This window comes from Streptomyces sp. TLI_171 (genome assembly GCF_003610255.1).
Lineage (GTDB): Bacteria > Actinomycetota > Actinomycetes > Streptomycetales > Streptomycetaceae > Kitasatospora.
Genome location: NZ_RAPS01000001.1, coordinates 1,980,210 through 1,993,900, shown reverse-complemented (window position 1 = coordinate 1,993,900; position 13,691 = coordinate 1,980,210). Strand labels below are relative to the sequence as shown.

15 protein-coding genes are annotated in these 13,691 nt (G+C 72.9%); 13 read left to right on the top strand and 2 right to left on the bottom strand.

Annotated features, from left to right (window positions below; all coding sequences use genetic code 11):
• Positions 1-58: 58 nt before the first annotated feature.
• The 3 genes from BX266_RS09085 to BX266_RS09075 are packed head-to-tail and all read left to right on the top strand — an operon-like array spanning position 59 to position 1,964.
• Positions 59-385, top strand: coding sequence for a type VII secretion target (locus tag BX266_RS09085; RefSeq protein ID WP_099898393.1), 327 nt, complete (start codon positions 59-61; stop codon positions 383-385).
• The gene (locus tag BX266_RS09080; protein ID WP_099898392.1) at positions 382-1,317 is read left to right on the top strand and encodes a WXG100 family type VII secretion target; all 936 of its coding nucleotides are present in this window, start codon (positions 382-384) and stop codon (positions 1,315-1,317) included. Before BX266_RS09085 ends, BX266_RS09080 begins: the two co-directional genes overlap by 4 nt.
• Positions 1,318-1,370: 53 nt before the next feature.
• Entirely contained in the window at positions 1,371-1,964 is a 594-nt protein-coding gene (locus tag BX266_RS09075) for a hypothetical protein (protein ID WP_099898391.1), read from the top strand.
• A gap of 76 nt (positions 1,965-2,040) precedes the next feature.
• Here BX266_RS09075 and rsgA read toward each other — a convergent pair whose 3' ends face one another.
• Positions 2,041-3,132 (bottom strand): ribosome small subunit-dependent GTPase A, encoded by a 1,092-nt coding sequence (gene rsgA / locus BX266_RS09070; protein WP_099898390.1) that lies wholly within the window; start codon positions 3,130-3,132, stop codon positions 2,041-2,043.
• A gap of 449 nt (positions 3,133-3,581) precedes the next feature.
• Here rsgA and BX266_RS09065 point away from each other — a divergent pair, with 449 nt between their 5' ends.
• Together BX266_RS09065 and BX266_RS09060 are read left to right on the top strand one after the other, a co-directional pair.
• Complete coding sequence (locus BX266_RS09065) at positions 3,582-4,808, top strand: hypothetical protein (protein WP_259464618.1); 1,227 nt, start codon at positions 3,582-3,584, stop codon at positions 4,806-4,808.
• Positions 4,799-5,128 carry a hypothetical protein gene (locus BX266_RS09060; RefSeq protein ID WP_143686891.1) on the top strand — a complete coding sequence of 110 codons (330 nt, stop codon included), beginning with the start codon at positions 4,799-4,801 and terminating at the stop codon, positions 5,126-5,128. The genes BX266_RS09065 and BX266_RS09060 overlap by 10 nt, the downstream gene beginning before the upstream one ends.
• Before the next feature lie 15 nt (positions 5,129-5,143).
• On the opposite strand, the gene BX266_RS09055 is transcribed toward BX266_RS09060, so the two are convergent.
• Entirely contained in the window at positions 5,144-6,355 is a 1,212-nt protein-coding gene (locus tag BX266_RS09055; protein ID WP_099898387.1) for a YihY/virulence factor BrkB family protein, read from the bottom strand.
• Positions 6,356-6,526: 171 nt separating this feature from the next.
• Between BX266_RS09055 and BX266_RS41145 the strand changes: the two genes are divergently transcribed.
• The 8 genes from BX266_RS41145 (at position 6,527) to BX266_RS09025 (ending at position 13,644) form a co-directional block, all read left to right on the top strand.
• Positions 6,527-6,610, top strand: coding sequence for a putative leader peptide (locus tag BX266_RS41145; protein WP_399171244.1), 84 nt, complete (start codon positions 6,527-6,529; stop codon positions 6,608-6,610).
• 186 nt (positions 6,611-6,796) lie between these two features.
• Positions 6,797-8,518: a nitrite/sulfite reductase gene (locus BX266_RS09050; RefSeq protein WP_399169283.1), complete on the top strand. Its 1,722-nt coding sequence runs from the start codon at positions 6,797-6,799 to the stop codon at positions 8,516-8,518.
• Positions 8,515-8,691: a hypothetical protein gene (locus BX266_RS38435; protein ID WP_099898386.1), complete on the top strand. Its 177-nt coding sequence runs from the start codon at positions 8,515-8,517 to the stop codon at positions 8,689-8,691. The genes BX266_RS09050 and BX266_RS38435 overlap by 4 nt, the downstream gene beginning before the upstream one ends.
• Positions 8,675-9,373: a phosphoadenylyl-sulfate reductase gene (locus BX266_RS09045; protein WP_099898385.1), complete on the top strand. Its 699-nt coding sequence runs from the start codon at positions 8,675-8,677 to the stop codon at positions 9,371-9,373. The genes BX266_RS38435 and BX266_RS09045 overlap by 17 nt, the downstream gene beginning before the upstream one ends.
• A gap of 50 nt (positions 9,374-9,423) precedes the next feature.
• Entirely contained in the window at positions 9,424-9,990 is a 567-nt protein-coding gene (cysC, locus tag BX266_RS09040; RefSeq protein WP_099898384.1) for an adenylyl-sulfate kinase, read from the top strand.
• Positions 9,987-10,925 carry a sulfate adenylyltransferase subunit CysD gene (gene cysD, locus BX266_RS09035; protein WP_099898383.1) on the top strand — a complete coding sequence of 313 codons (939 nt, stop codon included), beginning with the start codon at positions 9,987-9,989 and terminating at the stop codon, positions 10,923-10,925. Before cysC ends, cysD begins: the two co-directional genes overlap by 4 nt.
• Before the next feature lie 2 nt (positions 10,926-10,927).
• Positions 10,928-12,280 carry a sulfate adenylyltransferase subunit 1 gene (locus tag BX266_RS09030; protein WP_099898382.1) on the top strand — a complete coding sequence of 451 codons (1,353 nt, stop codon included), beginning with the start codon at positions 10,928-10,930 and terminating at the stop codon, positions 12,278-12,280.
• A 221-nt stretch (positions 12,281-12,501) separates the two neighbouring features.
• A complete protein-coding gene (locus tag BX266_RS09025) occupies positions 12,502-13,644 on the top strand; it encodes an aliphatic sulfonate ABC transporter substrate-binding protein (RefSeq protein WP_099898381.1) in 1,143 nt (380 codons plus the stop codon).
• Positions 13,645-13,691 lie beyond the last annotated feature (47 nt).

The following is a 13,691-nucleotide window of genomic DNA, read 5'->3' as shown; positions in this document are numbered from 1 at the left end:
CCTGCGCATGGCACCGTCCATACCTGCGGGCCGGGCAACGGGGAAGAGGGGCACCGCGATGGCGGGGGAATTCAGGGTCGATCCGGACGCCTTGCGCCGGTTCGCCCGCACCAGCACCGAGCGGGCCGAGCGGCTGCGGGCGATCCGCGCCGAACTCGGTGCGCACCAGCTGTCGGCGTCGGCGTTCGGGAAGCTCCCGGAGGCCGACGAGACCGGCCGCGACTACGTCGAGCGGTCCGAGGCGGCGATCGAGAACGCGGGCGCGGCCGGCGACACCATGGACCGGATCGCCGAGTACACCGAGGGCATGGCCGCGGCGTACGAGCGCGCGGACGAGGCGACCGGGCAGAGCATGCGGGCGATCTCGGCGGGGCTGGGCGGATGAGCGGGCCGGTCTCGGGCGCGGTCGACGCCTACACGAAGATCAACAACTGGATGAGCCCGCTGGGCAGCGTGATCGACGAGATCATGCGGCCCATCGTGGAGCCGCTCGCGGAGCCGCTGGAGTTCGTCACCGGCGACCCCGAGGGGCTGGAGGAGGCCGCCCGGCTCTGGCAGCGGCAGGCCGAGCAGCTGCGCGAGCTGATCGCCGACCAGCGCCGGGACCGGGCCGCGCTGGCGGGCGAGTGGGAGGGCGCGGCCGCCGACGCCCTCCAGGCCGAACTGGCCGAGCTGGAACAGACCCTGGAGGCCGAGGCGACGGACATGGAGGGCACCGCCGAGCTGCTCTCCGAGGCCGCCGCCGAGTCCCGGATGGCGCAGGACCTGGTCGAGACGGTGATCCGCGAGCTGATCGAGTGGGCGATCATCACGCTCGCCGCCTCGGTCGCCTTCAGCGTGATCACCGCCGGGGTGTCGCTCGCCGCCGAGGCCGCCGCGGCCGCCGCCGAGGGGTCGATCGCCAGCGTCCGGATCGCCAACCTGGTACGCAAGCTCGCCAACGCGCTGAAGAAGATCGCCGACGCGATGAAGGCGCTCAAGGCCGTCTCCAAGCGTCCGCACCTCAACCCGAAGAAGCCCTGGACCTGGAACAAGCCGCTGGACATCGAGGCGTACCTGGCCAAGACCGGCGTCAAGACCATCGGCAAGGCCGGCCTGCACGGCATCGGCCTGACCGGCAACCCGGTCGGGCAGACCGTCCAGCAGGCGGTGCAGGACGGCGCGGGCATCCTCGGCGACGAGGCCGACGACCGGATCGGCGGCAACCCCGGCCCCAGCACCGCGCTGCGCGAGCGCGCCGGCATCGCCCAACCCGCGCAGTCGCCGGAGCTCAGCCCCGAGGAGCGCCGCCGGCGCTTCGAGGACGCCTTCGGCTGACCGGCCCGGGCGGTCCGCCGCCGCCACCACCCGTACCGATGGAGGAGTCTCCCGTGCTCGACCGGGACCGCCAGTTCGCCGCACCGTTCCTCGCCGCCGGCGAGCAGCTCCGGGCCGCCGCGCCGGTCTCGCTCGCGCCAGGCATCCCCCGGCCGCCCGAGGAGTTGCTGACGCCCCGTCGGCCGGGCGAGCTGGAGCAGAGGCTCGCCAAGCCGTTCGGCCTGCTGCGGCGCGCGTACGCGGTGGTCAACCCCGCGTCCGCCGCCGTCGGCGCGGTCGAGGACCGGATGATGGACGCCGTCCCCGAGTCGGTGTGGCACGGCGCCGGCATGGCCGGCGGCTGGCACTCCACCGCCGGCCGGCTGGTGATCCGCCTGCACGAGGACGGCGCCCACGGCAGCGCCCTGCTGGTCCTCACCGACCGGCGGATCCTGCTGCTCGCCGACCGCGCCAAGCCGTGGCAGCTCACCGAGCAGCACGCCCTCCAACTGGAGCTCCCGCGTTCCGAGGTGACCGCCGCGCGGCGCAACGCCAAGGGCGTCACCCAGCGCGGCCGGATCGACCTGTCCTTCCGCGACGGCTCCTGGGTCGCCCTCACCACCCCGCTGCCGTCCGCCGCGGACGAACTCGCGGCAGCCTTCGGCTAGTTCCGGCTGCGGCGGGTCTCGCCGGGCGGGGGACGGCGGCGGGGTCGGGGGAGCGGATCCAGGGCCCGACGGGCCGTCAGGGCTTGGGGGCGGAGCGGGCGAGGCGGGCGGACTTGGTGACGGTCTTCCAGTGCCGGGCGCGCTCGGCGCGCACCCGCGCGTCGGTGCGGGAGGCGATCCAGCGGTTCTCCTTCTGGAGTTTCAGGTAGCTGTCCCAGCGGCGCTCGGGCAGGGTGCCGTCGGCCAGGGCGGCGCGCACGGCGCAGCCCGGCTCGGTCCGGTGCGAGCAGTCGTCGAAGCGGCACTCGGCGGCCAGCTCCTCGATCTCGGCGAAGGCGCGGTCGATGCCCTCGCCACCGAACAGGCCGACGCCGCGGAGGCCGGGGGTGTCGATGACGGCGCCGCCGCCGCGGAGCGGGACCAGCTCGCGGGTGGTGGTGGTGTGGCGGCCCTTCTCGTCCGCGCTGCGGACCTGTTGGACCGTCATGGCGTGGGCGCCGGCCAGGGCGTTGGTGAGCGTGGACTTGCCCGCGCCGGACTGGCCGATCAGGGCGCAGGAGCCGGTGGTGAGGGCGCGCAGCACCTCGATGCCCTCGCCGGTCTCGGCGCTGACCGCCAGCACGGTGACCCCGGGCGCGACCGCCTCGACGTCCGCCCGGACGAAGTCGCCGTCGTGGACCAAGTCGCACTTGGTGAGGACGATCAGCGGTTCGGCCCCGCTCTCCCAGGCGAGCGCGAGGAAGCGCTCGACCCGGCCGAGATCGGGCTCCGCGGCGAGCGAGACGGCGATCAGCACGGTGTCGACGTTGGCGGCCAGTACCTGGCCTTCGGAGCGCTTGTGGGCGCCCTTGCGGATGATGGCGGTGGTGCGGGGCAGCACCGCCGAGACGGCGGGGGCGGGGCGGGCGTGCGGGTCGACGGCCACCCAGTCCCCGGTGCACGGGTTGTGGACGGTGTCGGCGCTCATCACCGGCCGGGTGTCGGCGCGCAGCGTGGTGGCGCGGCCCGTTCCGGGGTCGGCGAGCAGCACCTCGCAGCTGCCGCGGTCGATGCGGACGATCCGCCCGGGGAGCAGGCCTGCTTCGGCGAGCGGTGCGAATGCGGCTGCCCGGTCGTCCGTCCAGCCGAGGCCGGCGAGCGGGTGGGCAGGGGTGTGCGTGGAGTGCAACGGGGTGACCCTTCGAGGGTGGGCGGCCCCGGCCGGTCGGCGTCAGCGCAGCGGCGACACCGGGAAGGAGAGGTCGGCCGGAGACCGGGGGATACAGGACCGGGTGAACTTCTGAACGCGGGGAACGGCACCGGCAAGGACAGGCCTCACGGTCCTCACCTCCTCTTCTGCGACGCGCCTCGAACACCCCGCCCTGGGGTGCCCTCGATCGGCGGACGCCACGCTAGTGCCCGTCCGACCCGGCCGCCAGCGAATTTCCGGCCGATCGGTCACGAGCACCAAGTCCGCTGGAAACACCGGAAGTTGGCCAGTCGACAGGACGCAAGAGTTCCGCAAGGAGTGCAAGGGTTCTCCAGTCCTCCCGCCACCGCGCGCGGACATCCCTCCCCCGACGGCGGTGCACGGCGCCCGCCGTTCCGGTGGGAGGCCGGGGAGAAGGGGGGAAGTCCGTGTCCTGGGCGACTCTGCTCGACCGCAAGCGGGTGCTGGCGGTCGTGCACACGGTGGTGTACGGGCAGCGGCTGCGCGAGGTGTGCGAGCTGCTGGCCTCGGATCTGCGGGTGCAGGTGGTCTTCACCGTCGCGCCGCACGCGTTCAACGAAGGGGTGGCCGCGTTCCTGATGGGGCTCGGCGGCACGGTGGTGCCGTGGGAGCAGGCGGTGGCCACCGAGTTCGACCTGGTGCTGGCGGCCGGGTCGCGGGGGATCGAGCAGGTGCGCGGCCCGCTGGTGCGGCTGCCGCACGGGGCGGGGCACCTGAAGCTGGCCCGGGCGCTGCCACCGGTCGGGTCGGTGACCGGCGTGCGCGAGCTCCGCGCGGGCGCGGCGCCGGGCGGTGACCGCGCGGCGTCGGGGCTGGGCCGTGACCACCTGCTGTGGCAGGGCCGGCCGAACGCCGCGGCGTACGCGCTGGCGCACCGCGCCGACCTGGCGGAACTGGAGCGGTGCTGCCCGGAGGTGCTGCCGGTGGCGGAGGTGGTCGGCGACGGCGACCACGACCGGATCACCGCGGCGCTGCCCCGGCGGGCCGAGTTCCGGGCGGCGCTCGGGCTGGGCCCGGAGGAGCGGCTGGTGCTGCTCTGCTCGACCTGGGGTCCGGACTCGGTGTTCGGGCGGCTGGACGCGCTGCTGCCGCGGCTGGTGCGGGAGCTGCCCGCCGGGCGGTTCCGCACCGCGCTGGTGGTGCATCCGAACGTGTCGGCGGGGCACGGCGGCTGGCAGGTCCGCCAGTGGGTGGCGGGGGTGTCGGGCGGCGCGGTGTCGCCGGTCACCCCGGAGACCGACTGGCGCCCGCTGCTGGTGGCGGCGGACTACGTCATCGGCGACCACGGCTCGGTGACGCTGTACGCGGCGCTCACCGCGGCCCGGATCCTGCTGGCCCGCTTCCCGCACCGGGAGGTCAACCCGCGCTCGCCGGGGGTGCAGCTTGCCTCGACCGCTCCGGCCCTGGACCCGGCGCACCCGCTGGACCGGCAGCTGGCGTACGCCGACGCGGTGCACCGGCCGGAGGCGTACGCGGCGATCGGCGCCCGGATCTCCTCCGAGCCGGGCGAGTTCCTGCCCCGGGTGCGCCGGCTGCTGTACCGGGTGCTGGGCCTGGGCGAGCCGGCCGTCGCCCCGGAGCTGCCCCCGCTGCCGCCGCCGGGCCCGCTGTTCGGGGGCGGCCGGTGGCAGTGACGGTGACGGTCCGGCTGCCGGGCGGGCCCGGCGACCCGGTCCGGTACGACCGGCACCTGGCGGCGCGGGTCGACGAGCCGGCCCGGGTGCGGCGGCTCGCGGACGTGCTGCACGGCGGGCGTCCGGAGGGAGCGGCGGAGGTGTGGCGCCGCCACCCGGGCTGCGCGGTGCTGGCCACGCTGGGCGCGGACGGCCTGGTGCACGTCCGGTTCCGCGGCGGTGCGCTGACGCTCCGTCCGGTGGGTGACCCGCCCGACCCGGCGGCGCTGGCCGCCTCCCTGGTGCACGCGCTGCTGGCGGCGGCCGGGCGCCGGGGGTAGCGGACCGTCCCGGCCTCAGGGCCGGGGCGGCCTGCGCCGGACGGCGCGCACCCGGCGGCGGACGTCGTCGTGCGGGAGGAAGCCGGCCCACCGCTCGGGGTACTCGCTCGGCGCGGGCTCGTCGTCGTCCTCGTCGAACAGGTCCTCGTCGTGGCCCTCGGCGAGGCCGAACTGGCGGGTCCGCTCGGCGCGTTCCACGGCGCGCCGGGCGGCGGCCTCGCGGCCGCGCTGGACGGCGGCGTCCTCGGCCAGGCGCTCGTTCTCGGCGCGCGCGTCGGCGGTCTCGACGGTGGGCCAGCGGCGGTCTATCGCGGCGTTCATCGCGGCGCCGATCAGCACCGCCAGCGCCACCACGAAGATCCACAGCAGTACGGCGACCGGCGCGGCGAGCTGCCCGTAGACGGAGTGGCCCTCGACCGAGCTGATCAGGTAGACCCGCAGGGCGACGCTGCACACCACCAGGACGACCAGGGCGACCAGCGCGCCGGGGATGTCCTCGCGCCAGGGCGTGGAGACCGGGACGGCCACGTGGTAGAGGGTGGTGAGGAAGACGATCAGCAGCAGGATCGCGGCGGGCCAGTACAGGGCGTTGACCACCCCGGCGGAGCCCTGGAAGGCGCCGATCACCAGGCCGGGCCCGGCCAGCAGCAGCGGCAGCACCAGCGAGCCGATCACCAGCGCACCGAGGTAGAGGCCGAGCGACATCAGCCGGGTCTTGACCAGGCCGCGCTTGCCGTCCAGGCCGTACATCACGGTGATGGTGTCGATGAAGATGTACAGCGCCCGGGAGCCGGACCAGAGCGAGAGCAGGAAGCCGATCGAGATCAGGTCGGGGCGGGCGTTGTCGAAGACGTCGTGCAGCAGGGGCTGGACGATCTGGTCGACGGAGCTCGATGAGAGCACCGTCCCAGCTGCTGAGACGATGTCCTGCTTCAGCTTGTCGATGGTGCCCGCGCCGAGGATGTCGTCGAGGTAGCCGAGGGTGCCGGCCAGGCAGAGCAGCAGCGGCGGGATGGACAGCAGAGTGAAGAAGGCCGCCTCGGCGGCGAGGCCGGTGACCCGGTACTCGACGCAGGTGTTCGTGGTGTCCTTCACCAGCGCCCACGGGGTGTGGTACCAGCTGGTTCGCTTGGCGGCGCGGCGCCGTCCGCCGCGCCGGCGGGAGGCCCGGCCGCCGGTCGTTCCGGGCCCGCCGGACGGCTGGGGGGTACTGCCTGCTGCTTGCACGCCCCTACGGTATCGGCCCGTGCTCCGCGACCGGCGCGCCGCCGCCCGGAACCGGCGGCCCGCAGCGCCCGGACGGCCGGAGTTCCCCGTTCGTCTCGCGATTCGGAACACTGGAGTCCAGGATGCGGACGTTAGTGGACCGCGAGTCGCTCGCCGTGCGAATCTCTTGCCATGTCTAGCACCGGAACCACCCTAGTTGGCCGACTCCACGTCGACCTCCTTCGCGTGTCCAGTGCCATCTGTCCGGTGACCTGAGCCCCCTCGCACGCCGCCAACACCGGCGCCCTGCCTGCCCATCCCCGCCGTCGAGGATGCGCGCGCACCGACCCCCGGCCCAGCGTCACCCCCTCCCGCCGCCTGCTGAGATCCGCAGGTGGGAGCGGAGCGCGTCCGGGGACCGCCACCCTCGCACCTGCCAAGCCGCTCAAAGGACTGAACACCATGGCCCGCACTCCCGAAACGGTCGAGCCTCAGGCCGGCGCCGCCCCCGCGGCCCGCCCCGCCGCCCGCAAGGTGACCCGCCACCGCGGCGAGGGCCAGTGGGGCATGGGGCACTTCACCCCGCTGAACGGCAACGAGCAGTTCAAGAAGGACGACGACGGTCTCAACGTGCGGACACGCATTGAGACGATCTACGCGCACCGCGGCTTCGACTCGATCGACCCGAACGACCTGCGCGGCCGGATGCGCTGGTGGGGCCTGTACACCCAGCGCAAGCAGGGCATCGACGGCGGCAAGACCGCCGTCCTGGAGCCGCACGAGCTGGACGACGAGTACTTCATGATGCGGGTGCGCATCGACGGCGGGCAGCTGACGGTGGCCCAGCTGAAGGCGATCGGCGAGGTCTCCGAGCAGTACGCCCGCGGCACCGCCGACCTGACCGACCGCCAGAACGTCCAGTACCACTGGGTGCGGATCGAGGACGTCCCGTCCATCTGGCAGAAGCTGGAAGCGGTCGGCCTGTCCACCACCGAGGCGTGCGGCGACTGCCCGCGCGTGGTGATCGGCTCGCCCGTCGCGGGCATCGCCGAGGACGAGATCATCGACGGCAGCTGGGCGATCGACGAGATCAACCGCCGCTACATCGGCAACAAGGAGTTCTCCAACCTCCCGCGCAAGTTCAAGACGGCGATCTCCGGATCCCCGCTGCTGGACGTGGTCCACGAGATCAACGACGTCGCCTTCGTCGGCGTGGTCCACCCCGAGCACGGCCCCGGCTTCGACCTGTGGGTCGGCGGCGGCCTCTCCACCAACCCGAAGCTGGGCGTCCGGCTCGGCGCCTGGGTGCCGCTGGAGGAGGTCCCGGACGTCTGGGCCGGCGTGATCGGCATCTTCCGCGACTACGGCTACCGCCGCCTGCGCAACCGCGCCCGCTTGAAGTTCCTGGTCGCCGACTGGGGCCCGGAGAAGTTCCGCCAGGTGCTGCAGGACGAGTACCTGGGGCGCGAACTCGTCGACGGCCCCGGCCCGCAGGAGCCCAGCAACCGCTGGCGCGACCACGTCGGCGTGCACCGGCAGAACGACGGCAACTTCTACGTCGGCTTCGCGCCGCGGGTCGGCCGGGTCAACGGCAAGCTGCTCGCGCAGATCGCCGACCTGGCGGCCGAGCACGGCTCCGGCCGCCTGGCCACCACGGTCGAGCAGAAGATGATCGTCCTGGACGTCGCCGAGGACCGGGTCGAGTCCCTGGTGGCCGGCCTGGAGGCGCTGGACCTGCGGGTCACCCCGTCGACGTTCCGGCGCGGCACGATGGCCTGCACCGGCATCGAGTACTGCAAGCTCGCGATCGTCGAGACCAAGGGCCGCGGCCAGTCCCTGATCGACGAACTGGAGCGCCGCCTCCCGGAGTTCGACGAGCCGCTGAGCATCAACATCAACGGCTGCCCGAACGCCTGCGCCCGCATCCAGACCGCCGACATCGGCCTCAAGGGCCAGCTGGTCACCGACGAGAACGGCGAGCAGGTGGAGGGCTTCCAGGTCCACCTGGGCGGCGCGCTCGGCCTGGACGCCGGCTTCGGCCGCAAGATCCGCGGCCTGAAGGTCACCAGCGCCGAACTGCCCGACTACGTCGAGCGCCTGCTGACCCGTTACCAGGCGGACCGTCAGGACGGCGAGCGCTTCGCCCAGTGGACCGTCCGCGCCACCGAGGAGCAGTTGTCATGACCGAGCGCGCCGCGCCTTTCTACTGCCCGTACTGCGGGGACGAGGACCTGCGCCCGTCCGAGAGCGGCCACGGGGCGTGGGAATGCCGGGCGTGCCGCCGGGGCTTCCAGTTGAAGTTCCTCGGACTGCTGTCGACGACCAACGGGGGTAACGGACATGACGACCGCGACTGACTACGAGGCGATCGCCCTCCGGGCCGGCCGTGAGCTGGAGGAGGCCACCGCGCAGGAGATCCTGCAGTGGGCGGCCGACACCTTCGGCAAGCGCTTCTGCGTCACCTCCTCGATGGAGGACGCGGTCGTCGCCCACCTGGCCTCCACCGCGCTGCCCGGCGTGGACGTGGTGTTCCTGGACACCGGCTACCACTTCGCCGAGACCATCGGCACCCGGGACGCCGTCGCCGCGACCATGCCGGTCAACGTGATCACGCTGACCCCGAAGCTCACCGTGGCCGAGCAGGACGCCCAGTACGGGCCCCACCTGCACGACCGCGACCCCGACTTGTGCTGCTCGCTGCGCAAGGTCGAGCCGCTGAACCGGGGCCTGGGCGGGTACGACGCCTGGGCGACCGGGCTGCGCCGCGACGAGTCGCCGTCCCGCGCCAACACCCCCGTGGTGGCCTGGGACGCGAAGCGCCGCAAGGTGAAGCTCGCCCCCATCGCCCGCTGGACCCAGGCCGACGTCGACGCGTACGTCCAGGCCAACGGGGTGCTGCTGAACCCGCTGCTGTGGGAGGGCTACACCTCGATCGGCTGCTCGCCGCTGTCCTGCACCGCCAAGCCCGGCGAGGGCGAGGAGGGCCGGGCGGGCCGCTGGGCGGGCTCCGGCAAGACCGAGTGCGGCATCCACCTCTGAGCCGCAACCCCCACCTGAACCACCGTCACCGACCGTCAGGAGTAACCACCGTGACCACCGCCGACACTCTGGCCGCGGGCCGCGAGCGCGGCGCCACCGTGTGGCTGACCGGCCTGCCCAGCGCGGGCAAGACCACCCTCGCGTTCGCGCTCGCCGAGCGCCTGCGCGCCGAGGGCCACCGGGTCGAGGTGCTGGACGGTGACGAGATCCGCGAGTTCCTCTCCAAGGGACTCGGCTTCACCCGCGAGGACCGGCACACCAACGTCACCCGGATCGGCTTCGTCGCCGAGAAGCTGGCCGCCAACGGCGTCAAGGTGCTCGCCCCGGTGATCGCCCCGTTCGCCGACTCCCGCACCGCGGTCCGCGAGCGGCACGCCGCCAACGGCACCGAGTTCCTGGAGATCCACGTCGCCACGCCCGTCGAGCTCTGCTCCGAGCGGGACGTCAAGGGCCTCTACGCCAAGCAGGCGGCCGGCGAGATCTCCGGCCTGACCGGCGTCGACGACCCCTACGAGGCCCCCGAGAAGCCCGAGCTGCGGATCCAGACGCAGGGCCGCTCGGTGTCCGAGTCCGCCGCAGAACTGCACGCCTTCCTGACCGAGAGGGGCCTGGCATGACCGTCACCACGCAGCGCCTGGTGCAGGCCGAGGACAGCCCGTACGCGTTGTCCCACCTGGACGCGCTGGAGGCCGAGTCGGTGCACATCTTCCGCGAGGTCGCGGGCGAGTTCGAGCGGCCGGTGATCCTGTTCTCCGGCGGCAAGGACTCCATCGTCATGCTGCACCTGGCGCTGAAGGCCTTCGCGCCCGCCCCGGTGCCGTTCGCCCTGCTGCACGTGGACACCGGGCACAACTTCCCCGAGGTCCTGGCGTACCGGGACCGCGCGGTGGCGAAGCACAACCTGCGGCTGCACGTCGCCTCCGTCCAGGACTTCATCGACCGCGGCGTGCTCCGGGAGCGCGCCGACGGGCTGCGCAACCCGCTGCAGACCGTCCCGCTGCTGGACGGCATCGAGTCCAACAAGTTCGACGCCGTGTTCGGCGGCGGCCGCCGCGACGAGGAGAAGGCCCGCGCCAAGGAGCGCGTCTTCTCGCTCCGCGACGAGTTCGGCGCCTGGGACCCGCGCCGCCAGCGCCCCGAGCTGTGGTCGCTGTACAACGGCCGGCACGCGGTCGGCGAGCACGTCCGGGTGTTCCCGCTGTCCAACTGGACCGAGCTGGACGTCTGGCAGTACATCGAGCGCGAGGGCATCGAGCTCCCCGAGATCTACTACGCCCACCGCCGCGAGGTGTTCCAGCGCGACGGCATGTGGCTGACCGCCGGCGAGTGGGGCGGCCCGAAGGCGAACGAGCCGGTCGAGACCCGGCTGGTGCGCTACCGCACCGTCGGCGACATGTCCTGCACCGGCGCGGTCGACTCCGACGCCGACACTATCGAGGCCGTGATCACCGAGATCGCCGCCTCCCGCCTCACCGAACGAGGGGCGACGCGCGCCGACGACAAGATGTCCGAGGCCGCCATGGAAGACCGCAAGCGCGAGGGGTACTTCTAAGCATGAGCACCACCCGAGCCGGCCTGACCCAGACCGGCACCGCCACCTCGCTGTTGCGCTTCGCCACCGCCGGCAGCGTCGACGACGGCAAGTCCACCCTGGTGGGCCGGCTGCTGCACGACTCCAAGTCGGTGCTGGCCGACCAGCTGGAGGCCGTCGAGCACGCCTCCCGCCGGCGCGGCCAGGAGGCCCCCGACCTGGCGCTGCTCACCGACGGCCTGCGCGCCGAGCGCGAGCAGGGCATCACCATCGACGTGGCGTACCGCTACTTCGCCACCGCCCGGCGCCGGTTCATCCTCGCCGACACCCCCGGCCACGTGCAGTACACCCGCAACATGGTGACCGGCGCGTCCACCGCCGAACTCGCCGTGGTGCTGGTCGACGCCCGCAACGGCGTGGTCGAGCAGACCCGCCGGCACGCCGCGGTCGCCGCCCTGCTGCGCGTCCCGCACGTCGTCCTCGCCGTCAACAAGATGGACCTGGTCGACTACGCCGAGCCGGTGTTCGCGCGGATCGCCGAGGAGTTCACCGCCTACGCCGCCTCGCTCGGCGTCAAGGACGTCGTCGCGGTGCCGATCTCGGCGCTGGCCGGCGACAACGTGGTCGAGCCCTCCGCCAACATGGACTGGTACGGCGGCCCGACGCTGCTGGAGCACCTGGAGACGGTGCCGGTCGGCACCGACCCGAGCGTCGAGCCGGCCCGCTTCCCGGTCCAGTACGTGATCCGGCCGCAGAGCGAGGAGTTCCACGACTACCGCGGCTACGCGGGCCAGCTGGCCTCCGGCGTGCTGCGGGTCGGCGACCGGGTGACGGTGCTGCCCTCGGGCCACACCACCACCGTCGCGGCGATCGACGCGCTCGGCGTGCAGACCGAGATCGCCTGGGCCCCGCAGTCGGTGACGGTCCGCCTCGCCGACGACATCGACATCTCCCGCGGCGACCTGATCGCGGGCGGCCCGGCCCCCGTCCCCACCAAGGACGTCCAGGCCACCGTCTGCCACCTGAACGAGCGTCCGCTGCACGTCGGCGCGAAGGTGCTGCTCAAGCACACCACCCGCACCGTGCGCGCGCTGGTCAAGGAGATCTCCTACCGGATCGACATCACCGCACCCATCGAGGAAGGGGGCCTCGAACAGCGCCCCGCCCCCGAGGGGTTGAACGTCAACGACATCGGCCACGTGGTGCTGCGCACCGCCGAGCCGCTGGCCCTCGACGACTACACCGACAACCGCCGGACCGGCTCGTTCATCCTGATCGACCCGGCCGACGGCACCACCCTCACCGCCGGCATGGCGGGCGAGGCCTTCGACACCGTCAGCACCACCGACGCTTCCCAAGAGGAGGACTGGGTCTGATGCCCAGCGAGGCGTTCTCGGGCATGGACAAGGAAGGCGGCCGCATCGGCAGCGGCGTCCTCGGCAGCGGCCAGGGCGGCCTGACGCGATGTGGGGGCTGGCAGGGGCACTGATCCCCTGTCACCGGCCCGGCCCCGCGCCTTCCCACAGCAGGCACGACGGCCGGCCGGCCCCGGTCAGGCACGACTACTTCCTCCTTCTCTCCGAACGGGACACCTCTCATGGCACCGAGCACTACGCCGACCCATACCTTCTTCCGCCCCAACGCCGGCCGGATCAGACGCGCCGCCGTCGCGGCCGTCGCCCTGACCGCCACCGCCGCACTGCTGACCGCCTGCTCGTACGGCGCCAAGAGCACCGACAAGGCCTCCACCGCCCCGGCGCCCGGCGCGACCAAGCTGTCCGCGGACACCGTGAAGATCGGCTACTTCGCCAACCTCACCCACGGCACCGCGCTGGTCGGCCTCAAGCAGGGCATCTTCCAGCAGGAGCTCGGCGGCACCCAGATCAAGACCCAGGTCTTCAACGCGGGCCCGGCCGAGATCGAGGCGCTGAACGCCGGCTCCATCGACATCGGCTGGATCGGCCCCTCCCCGGCGATCAACGGCTACACCAAGTCCGACGGCAAGTCCCTGCGGATCATCGGCGGTTCGGCCTCCGGCGGCGTCAAGCTGGTGGTCAACCCCGACAAGATCAAGAGCCTGGACGACCTCAAGGGCAAGAAGCTCGCCACCCCGCAGCTCGGCAACACCCAGGACGTCGCCCTGCTCAACTACCTGGCGGAGAAGGGCTTCCACGTCGACGCCAACTCCGGCGACGGCGACGTCAAGGTGCTGCGCACCGACAACAAGGTGACCCCCGACGCCTACAAGTCCGGCTCCATCGACGGCGCCTGGGTGCCCGAGCCGACCGCCTCCAAGCTGGTCACGCTCGGCGCGAAGGTCCTGCTCAACGAGAAGGACGTCTGGCCGGACAAGAAGTTCGTCATCACCAACCTGATCGTGTCGCAGAAGTTCCTCACCGAGCACCCCGACGTGGTGGAGGCCGTGCTGCGCGGCTCGGTGAAGACCAACGCCTGGATCAAGGCCAACTCCGACCAGGCCAAGACCGTCGCCAACGAGCAGATCAAGGCCGACGCCGGCAACGCGCTGGACGCCGCGGTCCTCGACCCGGCCTGGCAGGACATCGACTTCCTGGACGACCCGCTGGCGAACACCCTGCAGGCCGAGGCCGACCACGCCGTCACCGCCGGCCTGCTGAAGAAGCCCAACCTGGCCGGGATCTACGACCTGACCCTGCTGAACAAGGTCCTGAAGGCCGCGGGCCAGCCCGCCGTCGCCGACGCCGGTCTGGGCGCCAAGTAACACCCCCAGGCCCCGCGGTCCGCGCCCCGCGCCCGCCCACCCGATGC

Coding starts and splice junctions, on each gene's coding strand:
- BX266_RS09085 (WP_099898393.1), top strand. CDS start 59: ATGGCGGGGGAATTCAGGGTCGATCCGGACGCCTTGCGCCGGTTCGCC.
- BX266_RS09080 (WP_099898392.1), top strand. CDS start 382: ATGAGCGGGCCGGTCTCGGGCGCGGTCGACGCCTACACGAAGATCAAC.
- BX266_RS41145 (WP_399171244.1), top strand. CDS start 6,527: ATGTCTAGCACCGGAACCACCCTAGTTGGCCGACTCCACGTCGACCTC.
- BX266_RS09050 (WP_399169283.1), top strand. CDS start 6,797: ATGGCCCGCACTCCCGAAACGGTCGAGCCTCAGGCCGGCGCCGCCCCC.
- BX266_RS38435 (WP_099898386.1), top strand. CDS start 8,515: ATGACCGAGCGCGCCGCGCCTTTCTACTGCCCGTACTGCGGGGACGAG.
- BX266_RS09045 (WP_099898385.1), top strand. CDS start 8,675: ATGACGACCGCGACTGACTACGAGGCGATCGCCCTCCGGGCCGGCCGT.
- cysD (WP_099898383.1), top strand. CDS start 9,987: ATGACCGTCACCACGCAGCGCCTGGTGCAGGCCGAGGACAGCCCGTAC.
- BX266_RS09030 (WP_099898382.1), top strand. CDS start 10,928: ATGAGCACCACCCGAGCCGGCCTGACCCAGACCGGCACCGCCACCTCG.
- BX266_RS09025 (WP_099898381.1), top strand. CDS start 12,502: ATGGCACCGAGCACTACGCCGACCCATACCTTCTTCCGCCCCAACGCC.